Annotated in this window: 14 protein-coding genes; 6 read left to right on the forward strand and 8 right to left on the reverse strand. The window is 38.2% G+C overall.

Annotated features, from left to right (window positions below; all coding sequences use genetic code 11):
- Positions 1-43 precede the first annotated feature (43 nt).
- The 4 genes from adk to GWI97_RS08160 all read left to right on the forward strand — a co-directional run bounded on the left by adk (position 44) and on the right by GWI97_RS08160 (position 4,528).
- Positions 44-688 (forward strand): adenylate kinase, encoded by a 645-nt coding sequence (adk, locus tag GWI97_RS08145; protein ID WP_036934729.1) that lies wholly within the window; start codon positions 44-46, stop codon positions 686-688.
- A 163-nt stretch (positions 689-851) separates the two neighbouring features.
- Positions 852-1,832, forward strand: a complete 981-nt coding sequence (gene hemH, locus GWI97_RS08150) for a ferrochelatase (RefSeq protein ID WP_036934727.1) — start codon at positions 852-854, stop codon at positions 1,830-1,832.
- A 163-nt stretch (positions 1,833-1,995) separates the two neighbouring features.
- Positions 1,996-3,114 carry an LPS O-antigen length regulator Wzz(fepE) gene (gene wzz(fepE), locus GWI97_RS08155; protein ID WP_036934725.1) on the forward strand — a complete coding sequence of 373 codons (1,119 nt, stop codon included), beginning with the start codon at positions 1,996-1,998 and terminating at the stop codon, positions 3,112-3,114.
- Positions 3,115-3,217: 103 nt separating this feature from the next.
- Positions 3,218-4,528 carry an inosine/guanosine kinase gene (locus tag GWI97_RS08160; protein WP_036934723.1) on the forward strand — a complete coding sequence of 437 codons (1,311 nt, stop codon included), beginning with the start codon at positions 3,218-3,220 and terminating at the stop codon, positions 4,526-4,528.
- A gap of 119 nt (positions 4,529-4,647) precedes the next feature.
- On the opposite strand, the gene ybaL is transcribed toward GWI97_RS08160, so the two are convergent.
- Positions 4,648-6,408: a YbaL family putative K(+) efflux transporter gene (gene ybaL, locus GWI97_RS08165; RefSeq protein ID WP_161751902.1), complete on the reverse strand. Its 1,761-nt coding sequence runs from the start codon at positions 6,406-6,408 to the stop codon at positions 4,648-4,650.
- 238 nt (positions 6,409-6,646) lie between these two features.
- Positions 6,647-7,882, reverse strand: coding sequence for an MFS transporter (locus GWI97_RS08170; protein ID WP_082239443.1), 1,236 nt, complete (start codon positions 7,880-7,882; stop codon positions 6,647-6,649).
- Positions 7,883-8,143: 261 nt separating this feature from the next.
- Here GWI97_RS08170 and ushA point away from each other — a divergent pair, with 261 nt between their 5' ends.
- Complete coding sequence (ushA, locus tag GWI97_RS08175) at positions 8,144-9,808, forward strand: bifunctional UDP-sugar hydrolase/5'-nucleotidase UshA (protein WP_036934719.1); 1,665 nt, start codon at positions 8,144-8,146, stop codon at positions 9,806-9,808.
- Positions 9,809-9,928: 120 nt separating this feature from the next.
- Here ushA and ybaK read toward each other — a convergent pair whose 3' ends face one another.
- From ybaK to copA, 4 genes are all read right to left on the reverse strand, one after another.
- Entirely contained in the window at positions 9,929-10,408 is a 480-nt protein-coding gene (gene ybaK / locus GWI97_RS08180) for a Cys-tRNA(Pro)/Cys-tRNA(Cys) deacylase YbaK (RefSeq protein ID WP_036934717.1), read from the reverse strand.
- 34 nt (positions 10,409-10,442) lie between these two features.
- Positions 10,443-11,252, reverse strand: coding sequence for a TraB/GumN family protein (locus tag GWI97_RS08185; RefSeq protein ID WP_036934715.1), 810 nt, complete (start codon positions 11,250-11,252; stop codon positions 10,443-10,445).
- 109 nt (positions 11,253-11,361) lie between these two features.
- Positions 11,362-12,714, reverse strand: coding sequence for a YadA-like family protein (locus tag GWI97_RS08190; protein ID WP_161751903.1), 1,353 nt, complete (start codon positions 12,712-12,714; stop codon positions 11,362-11,364).
- A gap of 381 nt (positions 12,715-13,095) precedes the next feature.
- Complete coding sequence (gene copA, locus GWI97_RS08195) at positions 13,096-16,038, reverse strand: copper-exporting P-type ATPase CopA (protein ID WP_161681367.1); 2,943 nt, start codon at positions 16,036-16,038, stop codon at positions 13,096-13,098.
- 134 nt (positions 16,039-16,172) lie between these two features.
- Between copA and cueR the strand changes: the two genes are divergently transcribed.
- Positions 16,173-16,577: a Cu(I)-responsive transcriptional regulator gene (gene cueR, locus GWI97_RS08200; RefSeq protein WP_036934712.1), complete on the forward strand. Its 405-nt coding sequence runs from the start codon at positions 16,173-16,175 to the stop codon at positions 16,575-16,577.
- Here the strand turns inward: cueR and GWI97_RS08205 are convergent.
- Together GWI97_RS08205 and GWI97_RS08210 are read right to left on the reverse strand one after the other, a co-directional pair.
- Positions 16,537-17,028, reverse strand: a complete 492-nt coding sequence (locus tag GWI97_RS08205; protein ID WP_036938847.1) for an NfeD family protein — start codon at positions 17,026-17,028, stop codon at positions 16,537-16,539. The two genes, cueR and GWI97_RS08205, sit on opposite strands and share 41 nt — an antisense overlap.
- Entirely contained in the window at positions 17,028-17,954 is a 927-nt protein-coding gene (locus GWI97_RS08210) for an SPFH domain-containing protein (RefSeq protein ID WP_036934711.1), read from the reverse strand. The genes GWI97_RS08205 and GWI97_RS08210 overlap by 1 nt, the downstream gene beginning before the upstream one ends.
- Positions 17,955-17,985: the final 31 nt, after the last annotated feature.

The raw sequence follows: 17,985 nt of genomic DNA on the forward strand, positions 1-17,985 counted from the left end.
TCGAGTTTAAATATAAAAAATTAAATGCAAGGGGATTTACGCGATGCGTATCATTCTGCTAGGCGCTCCAGGCGCTGGTAAAGGCACTCAGGCTCAATTCATTAAAGAAAACTATGGTATCCCGCAGATTTCAACTGGTGATATGTTACGTGCGGCGGTTAGCGCAGGTACAGAACTAGGACTGAAAGCCAAAGCGTTAATGGACAATGGTCAGTTAGTTACTGACGAATTAGTGATTGCGTTAGTTAAAGAGCGCATCAAACAAGACGATTGCCGTAATGGTTTCTTGTTGGATGGGTTCCCAAGAACAATTCCACAAGCTGATGCAATGAAAGAAGCAGGTATCAACGTGGATTTCGTACTGGAATTCGCTGTACCTGATGAAATCATTGTTGAACGTATTATTGGCCGTCGTGTTCATGCACCATCAGGTCGTGTTTATCATGTGAAATTTAATCCACCTAAAGTGGAAAATCGTGATGACGTGACAGGTGAAGAATTAACAACACGTAAAGATGACCAAGAAGAAACTGTTCGTAAACGTTTAGTTGAGTACCATACTCAAACTGCACCGTTAGTTTCTTATTACCAAAATGAAGCTAAAGCAAGCAATGCGAAATACTTCAAAGTTGATGGTACACAAAAAGTAAGCGAAATTAACGCTGAACTGAAAAGTATCCTTGGCTAATTTCGTCATTGTGATGACTAATCCCGGTTGAGCCGGGATTTTTTTTATCTAAATAAAATAGGGGAAAAGAACAATCCAATAAATTGACAAGCACAATCTATTATTTTCCTTTATTCTTCTACTCTTTGGTTATCCTAATAAAATAACTCTAAGGAGTCATAGTATGAATTATGCTAAGTATGGTGTTCTTTTGGTTAATCTTGGCACACCTGATGAGCCGACAACGGGTGCTGTTCGGCGTTATTTAGCACAATTTCTTAGCGATCCTCGTGTTGTTGATGTTTCTCCTTTGATTTGGAAACCAATATTACAAGGGGCGATATTACCGTTTCGCTCACCTAAAGTGGCTAAGTTATACCAACAGATTTGGATGGATGAAGGATCACCACTTTTAGTTTACAGCCGAGCGCAACAACGTGCTGTCGCTGAGCGATTACCTAATATCCCCGTAGAGTTAGGGATGTGTTATGGCAATCCATCGCTAAATGAAGGGGTTGAAAAGTTATTACAACAAGGTGTTGAAAAGATTATTTTGTTACCGCTGTATCCTCAATACTCTTGCTCCACTTCTGCTGCGGTATTTGATGGTGTTAGTCGCATTTTTAAAGATATGCGCACAATACCTTCTCTTCACTTTATTCGCAGTTATCCTACTCATCCGCTTTATATCAAAGCGCTTGTCACCTCTATTGAGAAAAGTTTTCAGCAATATGGCAAACCCGATCGTTTAATTCTCTCTTTTCATGGTATTCCTGAGCGCTTTATCAAAACGGGCGATATTTATTATGATGAGTGTTGCCTCACAACAGAAAAGCTAAAACAGCAATTAGAAGAACAGTTAGGTTATCCTAAAGAGCAAGTTATGTTGACATTCCAGTCCCGTTTTGGTCGCGAACCTTGGTTATCACCTTATACTGATAAAACCATGGAAAAACTGGGAAGTGAAGGCATTAAACACGTTCAAGTTGTCTGTCCAGGTTTTTCATCTGATTGCTTAGAAACATTAGAAGAAATTAACGAACAGAACCGCGAATTCTTTATTCATGGTGGTGGCCAACAGTATGAATATATTCCGGCATTAAATGATGATCCAACGCATATTGACCTGCTAGAAGCGTTGATCCGTGAGGTATGCAAAAAATAGTTACTGAATTCTATAAATAAAATTATCGGATTTGATGATATATTAATTTGATCATATTTCAGTTATATATAAACTTATCTTTTCTCATTTTTTAAGTGTTTTAGTGTTAGTCACTAAAAATGCTGATAAACGGACACTGCATTACATAAATTTAGGCAGGAAAATGAATAGTAAGCTTTCAAAACCACAATCTTCAGAAATTGATAAAGGGCAATTTGACGACTTTTATCTAAAACAGAATGATGAAATCGATCTTTTTGAATTATTTTCTGTTATTTATAAATCGAAATTTGTCATTATTGGTATCACGTTGTTATTTGCTATCGTTGGCTTTACTGTTGCAAGCTTTTTGCCACAAAAATGGACAAGTCAAGCTGCAATTACCAAGCCAATGCTCGATGAAATGAAGCAATTAAGAGCGACATTGACAGAGCTAAGCCTTGTAGATGTTGATACGGGTGTTAATGGCTCCTCCGTTTATCAAAAGTTTATCAATAACTATAACTCTCGTGTATTACGTGAAGAGTATTTGGTCAGTACAGATTATTACAAAAGCTTAATTGCTAAAATGGAAAATCCAACACCTCTGGATAAACGTCGATTAATTGAATCTATTGTAACGAAAGATATTAATTTAAAAGCTTCAGATGATAAAAAGAGTGAAGAAGAGTTTAGTGGTGAAATTAATCTAAGCTTCACTGCCCCAACGTCTGAAGAGGCTTATGATTTGCTGTCTGGTTATATTCGTTTTATTTCTACAAAAGTACGTATGGAAGTGAAAGATGAAATTGATGACCAAATTGAGCGTAAATTAAGTTTTGCTCAAAAAGCGTATGAAATGGATTTAGAACGTATTGCTAATGCACGTAATGTGAATGTGCAACGTTTGAAATATGCGTTAGAAATTGCTAATGCTGCTGGGGTTAAAAAACCAATTTCAAGCGAAGGCGCACAAATTAAAGATGATCCTGATTACTCTATTGCTATGGGGGCTGATGCATTAAGTAGTAAATTAGCTATCACCGAAGCTATCACTGATCCAACTACAGTCAGCACTGATCTGAAAAACCGCTTATATAACATGAAACAGTTAGAAAAAGTGAAATTAGATGAGCTTCAATTTGTCCCCTTCAAATATATGTTGAAGCCTTACGAACCTACTAAAAAAGATGCACCTAAGCGAGCTCTGATCCTAGTGGGAGCAGCCTTTGTTGGCTTCATTCTTTCTGTTATGGGTGTTTTACTGAGCTATATGGCAAGAAGCCGTCGTAAAACCGCATAAAAATATCTCTAAATAAGTAGGTGTACTGACGTACACCTACTGTCTCTCCTATAATATTGTGTTAACATTGCGCATCTTTTTTAGCTTTGTAGCATCGTTCACAATGAAATTCCCTGGCAAACGAAAATCCAAACACTATTTTCCCGTTAGTTTACGAGATCCTTTATTACAACCCATTATCAATATGACGGAGAGCGAATCCTCTCGCGCCTATATCGTTGGCATTGACCAAACATTGGTTGATATCGAGGCGAAAGTTGATGAAGCGTTTATTACCCGTTATAACTTGAGTCAGGGACACTCTCTCGTTATTGAAGATGATGTCGCAGAAGCGCTTTATCGTGAATTAACCGATAATAACTTAATCACTCACGAATTTGCGGGTGGCACTATCGGTAACACGCTCCATAACTATTCTGTATTAGCTGATGATCGCTCTGTATTATTGGGTACCATGTGTAACAATATTCAGATAGGTAGTTATGCTTATCGTTATTTATGCAACACCTCTAGCCGTACTGATCTGAATTACCTTCAAGGTGTTGATGGTGCTATTGGGCGCTGTTTTACGTTGATCACGGAAAATGGTGAACGGACTTTTGCTATTAGCCCAGGTCAAATGAATCAACTTGAGCCTGAAAGTATTCCAGAAGAGGTGATTGCAGAAGCTTCAGCACTTGTATTGACGGCTTATTTAGTGCGTTGTAAACCTGGTGAACCAATGCCTTTAGCCACCATGAAAGCGATTGAATACGCGAAAAAACATGATGTCCCCGTAGTGCTAACATTAGGTACAAAATACGTTATTGCTGATGATCCGCAATGGTGGCGTGATTTTCTCAAAGAGCATGTGTCTGTTGTGGCAATGAATGAAGATGAAGCGTTTGAGTTAACAGGGCATGCTGATCCTCTGCTGGCTTCTGATGTTGCTTTAGAATGGGTTGATTTAGTGCTTTGCACTGCGGGTCCTGCAGGGCTTTATATGGGCGGTTATACGGAGCATGATTTTAAACGCCAAACAACACATCCTTTGTTACCAGGTGCCATTGCTGAATTTAATCGTTATGAGTTTAGTCGTGCAATGCGCCGTAAAGATTGTGAAGAGCCTGAAAAAGTTTACTCTCATATTGAACCTTATATGGGGGGGCCTGAGAAAATCATGAATACAAATGGGGCGGGTGATGCTGCATTGTCAGCATTGTTGCATGATATTACGGCGAATAGCTATCACCGGATTAACGTACCAAATTCGAGTAAGCATCCTCGGACTTATTTAACTTATTCTTCTTTAGCGCAAGTGTGCAAATACGCTAATCGAGTGAGTTATCAAGTGCTCAGTCAACATTCTCCACGTTTGACTCGTGGTTTACCTGAAAAAGAAGATAGCTTAGAAGAAGCCTATTGGGAACGTTAAGTTTATATTGTTTCTAAGTCTTGTTTTTATCAGTGTGAAATAAAAAAACCTATCAATGAATGTTGATAGGTTTTTTATTTACTTAAAATAAATATGTTTAAGTTGTTATATATATTGTCTTATTGCGCCGCACTTGGCGAAATAATTTGCTGACCATTTTCTGGGGTATCATCAATAGCACAACCAAACTCGACTTCTTTCACTAACATATCAGCCATCGCAGTTGCTGTTTGATCTTCATCGATAATGACGTGATTTGCGCCTTTCTCAAGGATAAAAGAAGCCTCTTCATCGTAGTTAGCACGAACAATAATATCGTCGAAATGAGCGCGAACAATGATATTTAAATCAGGGTTCATACTTCTCGCGGTTTCTGCAATATCTGCGGCCTCATAACCATTAGGGATCGTTAGTAATAAAGATTTGGCACAATCAATACGGGCTAAAGCAAGTGATTCTTTTGTTGATGCATTACCCAGTACCGTATTTAAGCTTTTCTCTTTTAATTCTGCGAATTTATTACGGCTATTTTCGATAATAACCAATGGAATAGATTGAGCTAATAATTTTTCAGAAAGCATACTGCCTGCGCGTCCATACCCAACGATAATGGCGTGACCACAAATATCAACAGGTACTGGCATCTCTTCTTCAAGCTCTTCTTGTTGTAGTTGTTCCATTTCTTCTTTGGTTTCTGTTTTTGCCAGATAACGGTCTAATAAAGAGAATAATACTGGGTTGAGCATAATAGAAACCAAAGCACCGGCTAAAACAAGATTACGCGCATCTGGCTCTAAGACATTGAGTGCAACACCAAGACCAGCAAGAATAAAAGCAAACTCACCAATTTGAGCAAGGCTGGCTGCGATCGTTAAGGCTGTTCGACGAGAATGCCCAAACATTCGTACAAGCACTAGTGCGGCTACAGATTTACCAATAATAATGATCGCGAGCGTAGCTAAGATACCGAGTGGATGTTCAATTAAGACCATTGGATCAAATAACATGCCAACAGATACAAAGAACAGAACCGCAAAAGCGTCACGTAGTGGCAAGGTATCTTGAGCCGCTCGATGGCTTAAATCTGATTCATTGAGCACCATACCTGCAAAGAATGCACCTAATGCGAAAGAGGCATCAAACAAGGTTACAGCGGCATAAGCGATACCCAAGGCGAGAGCTAATACACATAACGTAAAGAGTTCGCGAGAGCCAGTAGCCGCAGTTTTGGCTAAAATCCAAGGAATAAGCTTACGGCCGACAATCATCATGATTAAGATAAAGGCAACGACTTTACCAATCGTGATACCTAAATTAATCATCAGTTGAGAAATACTGGTTTGGTCACTACTTTCCAGCATATTGGCTGCAGCAGGGAGGAGTACAAGGGCTAATACCATGGCTAAGTCTTCAACTATCAACCAACCAATCGCAATTTGGCCTCGCTGACTATCAATAAGCCCTCTTTCTTCAAGTGCCCGTAAAAGAACGACGGTACTTGCGGTTGAAAGGCATAAACCAAACACAATACCACTAAATAAACCCCAACCAAAAAATGCTGATAATCCCAAGCCTAATAATGTAGCTACTGCAATTTGCGCAATAGCACCAGGAATAGCAATAGTTTTTACCGCCATAAGATCTTTTAAAGAAAAATGTAAACCTACGCCAAACATTAGCAGAATGACGCCAATTTCAGCGAGTTCAGGGGCGAGAGAGGTATCAGCGACAAAACCGGGGGTAAAAGGGCCAGCGAGTACACCCGCAGCAAGATATCCTACTAAAGGTGAGATTTTTAGCCGTTGAGCAATCATGCCTAAAATGTAAGCAAGTGCTAATCCACCAACAATGGTGGTAATGAGGGGGGTTGAATGCGGCATCAATTCTCCTTCTTTTTATAAAACTACATGTATCGGGGGGCGAGTAATATAGCAGGCTGACAGTTTAACGTATTTATGCAATAAATTCGCTAAAAATTATTGATTATTTATAAAAATAGCAAGTTGGTTGAGTTTTTTGATGCAAATGCTCATTTTTATGTTATTTTAGTCAGTTCTCGCCTTTGATGCTTGTTATACCCTGTTATCAATTCATTTATATTACAGGGTGATGTACAGCTTATTCGGTTTTTTCTACCCCAATATTGGGTAGAAAAAGGGTGAAAATACCAAGTAGTGGTAGATAAGCACAAATATGATAAACATATTCAATACTTTTCTGATCTGCGATATACCCTAGGACAGCAGCACCAATTCCTCCCATCCCAAAAGCAAGTCCAAAGAAAAGTCCTGAAATCATGCCTGTTTTACCCGGGATGAGCTCCTGAGCATAAACTAAGATAGCAGAAAATGCTGAAGCCAAAATCACACCAATAAATACGGTTAAGATACCCGTCCAATACAAGCTGGCATAAGGCAAAATCAATGTAAAAGGCGCGACACCTAGAATAGATCCCCAAATAACATATTTTCTACCAATTTTATCGCCAACAGGTCCGCCTATCATCGTGCCCGCGGCTACTGCAAAAAGGAAAACAAATAGGTGAATTTGTGCATTTTGTACAGAAACGCCAAATTTATGGATCAAATAGAAAGTATAGTAGCTACTGATACTCGCAAGATAAAAATACTTAGAAAAAATCAGAATAAGCAAAATACCAAGAGAGCCAAAGATAGCCTTGCGAGGCAATAATGCTTTAACTTGCATCACATGAAACTGTTTCTTTTGAGCTTCTTGCTGAATTTTATACCAACGACTGACTTGTAATAACACGACGATTGCCAGCAATGCAGCAAGAGAGAACCAACCGACATTTCCTTTGCCATACGGAGCAATAATTAAAGCGGCTAAAAGTGGCCCTAATGAACTGCCGAGATTTCCGCCCACTTGGAAAAGTGATTGTGCAAACCCATGTCTTCCTCCTGACGCCATTCTGGCAACACGAGAAGATTCAGGGTGGAAAACAGATGAACCTGTACCTACTAATCCAGCTGCCAGTAATAACATAGGGAATGTGTCTGCAAAGGCGAGAAGAATAAGCCCTGTTAGAGTGAATCCCATACCAATAGGTAATGAATAAGGCTTAGGATATTTATCAGTATAGAGCCCAATAAAAGGTTGTAATAAAGATGCTGTAATTTGATACGTTAAAGTGATCATCCCAATTTGCACAAAGCTCAAGGAAAACTCAGATTGCAACATTGGGTAAATAGCCAATATCAATGATTGGATCATATCATTGAGTAAGTGTGAGAAGCTTATTGCAGTTAAGATGCTGAAAACGGTATTACGTTTATTGGCTTTTCGCTGTAAAACGTGCGCTTTTATGGGGATTGTCGGGTCGGTATTACACATTTTAATTCCCTGTCACATCATTTTGTTAATAAATTGTTTCTGTTTTTATTGGTCTAGTTTACATCTATTTGGAATAGAGTGCTTTTGTGAGAAATAGAGTTTGATTCATGTCTCAAAAAAACTATTGGAACAATGAAATAATAAAAAAATTATATAACCTACGTCATAAAATACAGCAAAAGTATTTAACTTCTGTCTTTTTTTTCTACAGTAGATGCATGGCAGAACCTTCTCAATAATTAATATACATGGGGATATACCATGAGCTTATCTTTTAAATTATCGGCATGCGCGTTGACCGTTTCTTTGGCTATGGCGCCTGCGTTGTCTCAGGCATGGGAAAAGGATAAAACGTACGAAATCACTATTTTGCATACTAATGATCATCATGGCCATTTCTGGCATAACGATCGTGGTGAATACGGCTTAGCAGCTCAAAAAACTGTTGTTGATAATATTCGTGATGAAGTGGCTAAAAAAGGCGGTAGTGTTCTGCTGTTATCAGGCGGTGATATCAATACAGGGGTTCCTGAGTCTGACTTACAAGATGCAGAACCTGATTTTAAAGGAATGAATCTTGTTGGTTACGATGCCATGGCATTAGGTAACCATGAGTTTGATAATCCATTAGAGGTATTACGCCAACAAGAAAAATGGGCCACATTCCCATTCTTATCTGCAAATATTTATCAAAAGAGTACTGGTGAGCGTTTATTTAAGCCTTACACTATTTTTGATAAGCAAGGTGTGAAAATTGCAGTATTAGGCCTAACAACGGACGATACTGTTCGTATTGGTAACCCCGCGAACTTCCCTGATACCGAATTCCGCAAGCCTTCTGATGAAGCTAAAAAAGTGGTAGAAGAGTTACGTACAACGGAGAAACCAGACATTATTATCGCAGCAACTCATATGGGTCACTATGATGATGGTCATCATGGCTCTAACGCACCAGGCGATGTAGAAATGGCGCGTGCTTTGCCAAAAGGCTACCTTGATATGATTGTGGGTGGTCACTCACAAGATCCAGTCTGTATGTCTCAAGAGAATAAAAACTACAAACAAGCTGATTATGTACCTGGAACACCTTGTGCACCTGATAACCAAAATGGCACATGGATTGTTCAAGCTCATGAATGGGGCAAATATGTTGGTCGTGCAGATTTCGAATTCCGTAATGGTGAATTCACATTAAAGCATTATCAACTTATTCCAATTAACTTAAATCAAAAAGTGAAGAAGGACGACGGTACTACGGAACTTGTCTACTACACAGAAGAAATTCCGCATAATCCAGAGATGATGAAATTGTTAACCCCTTACCAAGAAAAAGGTGGCGAGCAACTGAATGTTAAAGTGGGTGAGGTTGTTGGAAAATTAGAAGGTGATCGTAGTAAAGTTCGCTTTGTTCAAACCAATATGGCACGTTTATTATTATCAGCTCAAGCTGAACGTGCGAATGCAGATTTCGCAATTATGAGTGGCGGTGGTGTTCGTGATTCAATTGAATCTGGTGATATCACTTATAAAGATGTTTTAAAAGTTCAACCATTTGCTAACGAATTGGTTTATGTTGATTTCAAAGGCGAAGAAGTAGAACCTTATCTATCAACTGTTGCATGCATGAAAGTCGATTCTGGTGCGTATGCTCAGTTCTACAATGTTAGTTTAACCGTCGATGCCGATTGTAAAGTTAGTGATGTTAAAATTGCAGGCAAACCATTAGATAAAACACAATCTTACCGTATGGCGACATTAAACTTTAACGGTATCGGTGGGGATGGATATCCTAAGATTGATACACACCCTGGTTATGTCAACACGGGGTTTGTTGATGCTGAAGTATTAAAAGGTTATATCGAATCGCATTCTCCATTGAAAGCTGCTGATTTCGAACCTAAAGGCGAAATTGTTTACAAAAAATAAGTTTTATCAATAATGCTTATATAGACAAAAGGCGACATTAATGTCGCCTTTTATTTTTGGTCAAGATCACGGTAATTTCTTATTTTGAGGATGAACCTTAAAATAAAAAATCATTTATGATTATGACTCCTTACGAATAAGTGCAAATTGAGCACCTAATACGGCACTTAAATCTTTCGCTGATAATTCAATATCTAAGCCTCGTTTACCACCAGAAACAAAGATCGTATCAAATTCAAGAGCCTGTTCATCGATCACGGTCGGTAGGCGTTTTTTTTGACCTAATGGACTGATCCCACCAACTAAATAACCTGTTACCTTCTGTGCAATTTGTGGGTCTGCCATATCCGCTTTTTTTGCTTTAAAGCATTTAGCGATAAGTTTTAAATCTAACTGACCAGAAACGGGAGTGACTGCAACAGCTAGATTTTTAGCGTCACTATTTAAAGAAACTAAAAGAGTTTTAAAGACTTGGCGATTATTCAAACCTAGTTTTTCAACGGCTTCATCACCAAAATTATGAACATTAGCATCATGCTCATAAGGATGAAGGGTAAATTTTATTTTCTTTTTTTCCAGTAAATTTACAGCGGGAGTCATAATTATTCCTATTTACAAGGTTAGAACAATATCTTTATGCTTGGTGAGTTAATAAATCGACCAAATTCTCTTCACCAAATAAATGAAGGGCACCTACAGTCACTACATAACGGCCAGCCGGTAATTTTAATAATATACTGACCCATTTTTGGTTACGGCTTTCCATTAAAATATCAAATACCGCTTTGCTAAAGGTGTTTGGTAAAGGTGGCTGTTTCTCTCTATTATTATAATTTAACCACCAATTGATCATGATTTGCAATGTACGTGCGTTATCGTGCCAATTTTTTAGTGTGTCTTCGAGCAATTGCTGACCATCATCAGGAAAATTCAATAGTAATGAGACCTGATCCTCAATACCTTCGAGTTCAATAATATTTTTTTTGTATTTATTAGCATATTGGATAACTTGATAATCAATACCATATTGAGGCTGTAATCCAAGTTGCATTGCTTGGGTTGATTGCAAAATTAAGGCAATTTGCCAAAGTGGTTTATTTTCGATCTGATAAAGAGAAAGAGGGAGAGCTTCACAGTGTTGTGTAATTTGAGAAAAAAGAGAGCTATTTAAGCGTGTTTCTAGTGACGCTCTAAAAAGTGAGGCTTGATCAAAAGGTTGAACGCTTGTTGAGATATCTGCTTCAACAATAACCGCATTTGCATTCTTTATTTCGTTAATAAACACATTGGAAAGCGGTGACATAGTAGGCACACCCATATGAATACTACCCACAAGGTGTAAAGAGACATTATTCGGTAGCGTAATATCAACAGCAGGATAAGGGTATTGGGGCGTATTTTTTATTCCTACCCAATGTTTTATTTTTTGAAAAATCCCCGTCATTGATAGGCTCCTTTGAGCATAAAATCACAAAGTTTTAGCATAACGGATTTGATATGGAATGATACAGCGAAAACTAAGCTTTACTTAGTTTTCGCAGTTTTTACGTTATTTACCAGCTTACACCAACACCACCAGCAGAGACCCAATTTGATTCATTCCATGCTGTAGAAGCTCTTACTTTAATATTTTCATTAATACGATATTGCATACCCCAAGCAAGCGCAGTGGCATTACGATAATTACCAATACCAATAGCGGTACTAAATGTCGCTGAATCAGTAAAAGGTAAATTACTCATTGCTGCAACAGAAGCAATACCTTGATTGGCACGTTTTTCTACTTTATAAAAACGATTTTGAGTGTCAGATTTAAATTGTTCAAAATTGTTTTTAAGCGCATTAAATTGGCTTCTGTTTGTTGATTGTTCATTATATAAATGAGAAAGATGGTTTTTTAAAGGTAATTTAACGTTATTAATATTAATATTAATATTATCTATAATATTTTCTTTTATATCATCTATTATTGATGCATTATAGTTAATGTTATCTCTATTTTTTGTTATATGATTTTTATTCTCACTAATATCCGCTTTATTTTTTTTAATTGCGTCTTCATGTGTGATGATACTATTTATATTTTGTGTTATTTTTTCATCATGCTTTGCAATATCGTTCGTGTTTTTCGTTATTTTTTCATTGTTTTCTTGAATGCTATTTTTATTTTTATTTGTTTTTTGGTTAAGATCATTGAATTCTTCGTTTGTTCTTTCTTTAAGATCGCGTATTGAGTTGTTGAGCATACCATCGGCTTGTTCTAATTTTGTTATTTCACGCTCAATATGTTGGCTTAGTACCATGATTGTTGAATTTCTTGGTTTGTATTTATCTGTATTAATGTTAAATTCAGCTATATCTTCAGGGAGATCTGCGCCATCTTCTCTTAGCTTATCTAGCTTTATTCCTGATTGTGGTGTTCTTTCGAGAAGGATATTTTTATTTCCTTGCATGATACTTAAAACGCTGTCGCGATTCATTGAAAAATTTGAATATTCTGAATCTGGGTTATGACGAAAAGAGAAGAAATCTGTGATTACATCTCTTACTTTTTTATCAGAAGCATTAATTTGAATATATCCGTTAGGTATTTTAATCAGTTTATCTTGTATTTTATTCGCTTCATTTGTTAACCCTCTATTTTGTAAATAACTAGCTAACTCTGAAAGTAGTGGTTTATCTATACGTAGATAAGAGTAATTCTGATCGTTATCTATCCAAACATAACTGTTGCTGATAATTTTATCTGCTACCGGTTTTTTTAAAAAATGAGGGGTAGATACTGAAGGTTGAAACTCAGGAATAATTGTATCTTGTGTGCTTTTTTTTATTTCTATAGTGTTGGAAAAAACAGTGGAAGAGTAAATCAAAGAAAAACTAATAATAAATAATTTGTTATATCTCATGTATAAATCCCTTTAAAATTAAATTATATTAACAATGTTTTAATTCTAATATTTTAAACTCTAGCTTTTATTTCACTATAAATTAATAACCTTATTATTGAAGTGCTTTTAATATCAATGTTATATTTATTTTAAGAGTAATAAAATTTAATGAAATATTTATAAGATATTGCTATTCTAGCACTAAGAGAGCGGAGTAATGACTCTCTTGTATAATGAGAAATTCCTCTTTGACTGGCCGATAGAAATATCGGCTTTTTTTTAACCTTTTGATAATATTACCAATCATCAAAGAAATGTGAAAACTAAGATAATAAAAACCCCTTTTATAGATAAGTAAAAAGGGGTTCAGTATGATACTTATTAATATATTGTTAGGCTTTATTGCTTAGGTTTAAAACGTAATAAGCGGTTTGCATTACTCACGACAGTGATTGAAGACAGAGCCATTGCTGCACCAGCAACAACAGGATTTAATAATGTGCCTGTAAATGGGTATAGAAGGCCTGCCGCAATAGGAATACCTAAACTGTTATAGATAAAAGCGCCGAATAAGTTTTGTTTCATATTGCGTAGCGTACCTTTTGATATTTCAACGGCATCAGCAACACCATGTAAGCTATGGCGCATCAACGTGATAGACGCAGTTTCAATCGCGATATCACTACCTCCTCCCATCGCAATACCGACATCCGCTTTGGCTAATGCGGGGGCATCATTAATGCCATCACCTACCATTGCTACGCGACGACCTTCCGCTTGAAGCTCCATAATAGCTTGTGCTTTACCCTCGGGCATTACGCCTGCAATAACTTGATCAATACCGGCTTCTTTTGCAATTGCATTTGCAGTAATCGGGTTATCTCCTGTTAACATCACTAGACGATAACCTTGATTATGTAAACGTTGCAACGCACTGACAGTATCTTCTCTAAGTGGATCTCGTATAGAAAGCAGTGCCGCAATTTTGCCATCTTGTGCTAATAAAACGGGCGTAACACCTTTGGTTGCCTGTGCATCAATCAGTGGATTAATTTCACTAATATCAATACCCGATCCAAGCATGAGTTTAGGGTTGCCTAAAAGCACTGTTTTACCATTAATCTCTCCCCTTAATCCCATACCTGCGAGTGTACGGAAATTGTTTATTTCAGGTAAATCAATGCCTTCAGCACGTGTTAAAATTGCTTTAGCTAATGGGTGATTAGAACCATTTTCCAGTGATGCGGCTAACGCAAGTGCTTGTGTTTCATCTACTTGATTGAAAGTATGAATTTCAGTGACCTGAGGCATACCTTCTGTCAATGTTCCTGTTTTATCAAAAACTAAAGTATCTAATTTACTCGCTTGTTGTAGTGCATCCGCATCACGAACAAGTACTCCATATTCAGCTGCACGACCAACACCTGAAATAATCGACATCGGCGTGGCTAAACCTAAAGCACAGGGGCAAGCGATGATGAGCACCGTTGTAATAATCACCAGTGCATACGTAATTTGAGGCGAAGGGCCAAAGAAATACCAAATAGCACCAGCAATTAAGGCAATAGCAACGACAATAGGAACAAAAATACTTGAAATTTTATCTGCTAACTGACCTATTTCAGGTTTGCTGCTTTGTGCTTGGCGAACTAATTTAATGATACGAGCCAGCGTCGTTTTACTTCCCACAGCAGCTGCTTTAAATAGGACTGAACCATCTTGGACTGTGGTTCCGGCATGAATAGTATCACCTACTGTTTTTTGTTGTGGAATGGGTTCACCTGTCAACATGGCTTCATCCATCCACACTTCACCTTGGATAATTTCACCATCAACCGGTACTTTATCACCTGTTGCTAAACGTAATGTCATTCCTTGTTTAACATCAGCCAATGGCATTTCAACTTCACCGTTTTCAGTGATGACTCTGGCTGTTGGTGGCGTTAAATCTAATAAACGCTCTAGTGCTTTAGAAGAACGCTGGCGTGCCCGCTGCTCAAGCATATGACCCAGATTAATTAAACCAATAATCATTGCACTGGCTTCATAATAGAGATGTCGAGCTTGAACAGGAAAGACTTCTGGCCATAAGTTTACTGTTATAGAATAGAGCCATGCAGCCCCTGTACCTAATGCAACTAAGGTATCCATTGTTGCATTACGGTTTTTTAAACTCTGCCATGCACTACGATAGAAATGGCCACCAGCAACAACCATGACAAACAGTGTTGCAATACCAATACTCAACCAAATGCCATGGTTAGCCTCTGTGAGCATCATATTGTCGCCGATCATTCCCCAAATCATGACAGGAATACCAACAATTAAGGCTAATGCAGCTTGCCAGCGAAAACGTTTCATATTAGCAACAGCGACTTCTTGCTGACGCTCTCTGCGTTTTACATCATCTTGAATAATTTCAGCGCCATAACCTGCTTTTTCAATGGCAGTCACTAGTGCATCATGTTCGATTTCACCTGTCACTAATGCGCTACGTTCAGCAAGGTTTACACGCACATTCTCAACACCATCAACAGATTGTAATGCTTTGTGAACCTTGTTTACGCAACTTGCACAGGTCATGCCATCAATTAAAAGTTGAACACTGCTGTCATCGTCAGTGTCTATTTCTGGGCTGTTCTCAATGTCAGCATTTTCAACTGGAATGTCGCAAATAGCCGCTGACGATGCTTCCAGTTGTGCATGCGTTTGCGTCAGCGGCTCAGTTTTTGGGAAATCAGTACCTGCTCGTTGTGCTTCAAAACCAGCATCTTTAATAGCAGCTATTAATGATTCTGTGGAGGCGGACCCGATTACTTTTGCGTGAGTTAATTCAACTTCAGCGCTTTCAACACCTGTCGTGGATTCAAGGGCTTTTTTAACAGTACCGATACAATGACCACAATTTAAACCAGAAAGAGTTAAATAAATGGTTTCATCAGTCGGCGCTAAACTTGCTTGAAAACCTTCTGAGGTGATAGCTGAAATCAAAGTATCAGCATTGGCATCACCAAAGATCTCAGCCGTTTCTTTAGTGACATTAACAGCAACAACACCATCAATATCTAATAATGCTTTTTCGGTTTTACCTATACACTTCATGCAGTTAAGTCCACTTAGACTTAATTTTACATCAGGTTGTGTTGCAATTTTAGCTTCATAACCAGCATCCTCAATCGTTTTGATTAAACTTTCAGCGGTTGCATCACTGTCAATTTTAGCGTATTGAATAGTCACATTTGACTGTTCTATATCATTGCGAGCATCAAGTGCTTTTTTTACACTGTTAACACAGTGGGAGCATGAAAGCCCTTGTAATGCGAGTAGCGTAGTTTTTGCCATGTTAGTTTATCTCCGAAATAAAAAGCGTTACCTCTATTATTGCGCAATATCTGGTAACTTGCTTTCTTTAAAGGTTTTTTCTTATCAGAGATAAAGGCTAAACCTTTCCGCAAGGGGAAGGTCAAGGGGGAATTTTGAATATTAGTGAAATCGCACACAAAACAGGGTTAACAGCGAAAGCTATTCGGTTTTATGAAGAAAAAGACTTGATTACACCTCCAGGGCGAGGTGAAAACGGCTATCGCTATTATCAAGCGCAACATATTGAAGAGTTAACATTATTGCGACAAGCCAGAGAGGTGGGTTTTAACTTAGAAGAGTGTCGCGCACTGTTAATGTTATTAAGAAATCCATCACGACATAGCGCTGATGTGAAAGAAGCGACGTTAAAAAAGGTTGCTGAAATTGAGAAGACGATTAACGAGCTTAATGCCATTCGTCAACGTCTTCTCTTGTTAGCCAGTGAATGTCCCGGCGATGATGGTGCAGATTGCCCGATCATTGATCATTTGTCAGGATGTTGCCATCATCAGAAGTAGTCGGTTTAAGTGGAATAACGTGCAAAGTAATGCCATCAATAGCAATAATTTCAACCTTATCACCTGCTTGCAATGGCGTGTCTGAATAAACACGCCAACTGCCATCAGCTAGCTTTACACGACTAAATCCATTTTCTGTATCTGATAATAAAACAGCATGAACACCAATCAGCTGATGACTTTTCTGATTTAAGTTCTCAGCTTCTTTTGATTGCTTTCTACGTTTAAGCCAAAGGTGCCAAAGTACAGCACTAATAACCGTTAATATCGCAAATAACACACCTTGAATAGGCCAGTTAATAGGTAGCATCCATGCGAGCAAAGAAACGCACAGCGCTGCCATTCCTGACCATAAAAGGTATCCTGCTGTTCCTAGCATTTCTGCAATTAACAGCAAGCCACCAAGACAAAGCCAGAAAAGTGCGGGGTGAGCACTTATCCATTCAATCATCATGAATTACTCTTGTTACCAGAGTCATTTTTCTGGGTTTTCAATAGTTCTGAAATACCGCCAATTGCGCCCATTAAATTACTGGCTTCTAGTGGCATCATCACTACTTTACTGTTGTTGGCAGAGCCAATTTGTGCGAGTGCATCCGTATATTTTTGAGCAACAAAGTAATTGATCGCCTGCATATCCCCTTTAGCGATAGCTTCAGATACCATTTGTGTCGCTTTGGCTTCAGCTTCTGCAGCACGCTCACGGGCTTCTGCTTGTAAGAATGCAGATTGACGCTCACCTTCTGCTTTTAGAATTTGTCCTTGTTTCTCACCTTCAGCCTTTAAGATAGCGGCTTGACGAACACCTTCAGCTTCAAGAATATCAGCACGTTTAGTACGTTCTGCTTTCATCTGGGCATTCATTGCAGAAATCAATTCTTTAGGGGGGCGAACATCACGAATTTCAATACGGGTAATTTTGATGCCCCAAGGGTTTGTTGCATCATCCACAATCAGTAAAAGGCGACTATTGATTTGATCACGTTGAGAAAGGATTTCATCAAGTTCCATTGAGCCTAGGACTGTACGGATATTCGTCAGTGTTAAGTTAATAATCGCAAGTTCGAGATTATTAACTTCGTAAGCTGCTTTTACAGGGTCGATCACTTGAATAAAGCAGACTGCATCGATGCTGACGTTGGCGTTATCACGAGAGATCACTTCTTGAGATGGAATATCAAGCACTTGTTCCATCATATTAATACGGCGACCAACACGATCGACAAAAGGAATAAGAATTTGAAGTCCTGGAGTGAGTGTTCGAGTGTAACGACCAAAACGTTCGACAGTCCACTGATAACCCTGTGGAACGGTTTTAACACCGCTTATAACTAAAATAATAGCGAATAAGATGATAATACCAATGACTATTTCCATATACCTGTCCTAAGTCTGCTTTTTTATAAGA

This window comes from Proteus sp. G2300 (assembly GCF_009915965.1).
Taxonomy (GTDB): domain Bacteria; phylum Pseudomonadota; class Gammaproteobacteria; order Enterobacterales; family Enterobacteriaceae; genus Proteus; species Proteus vulgaris.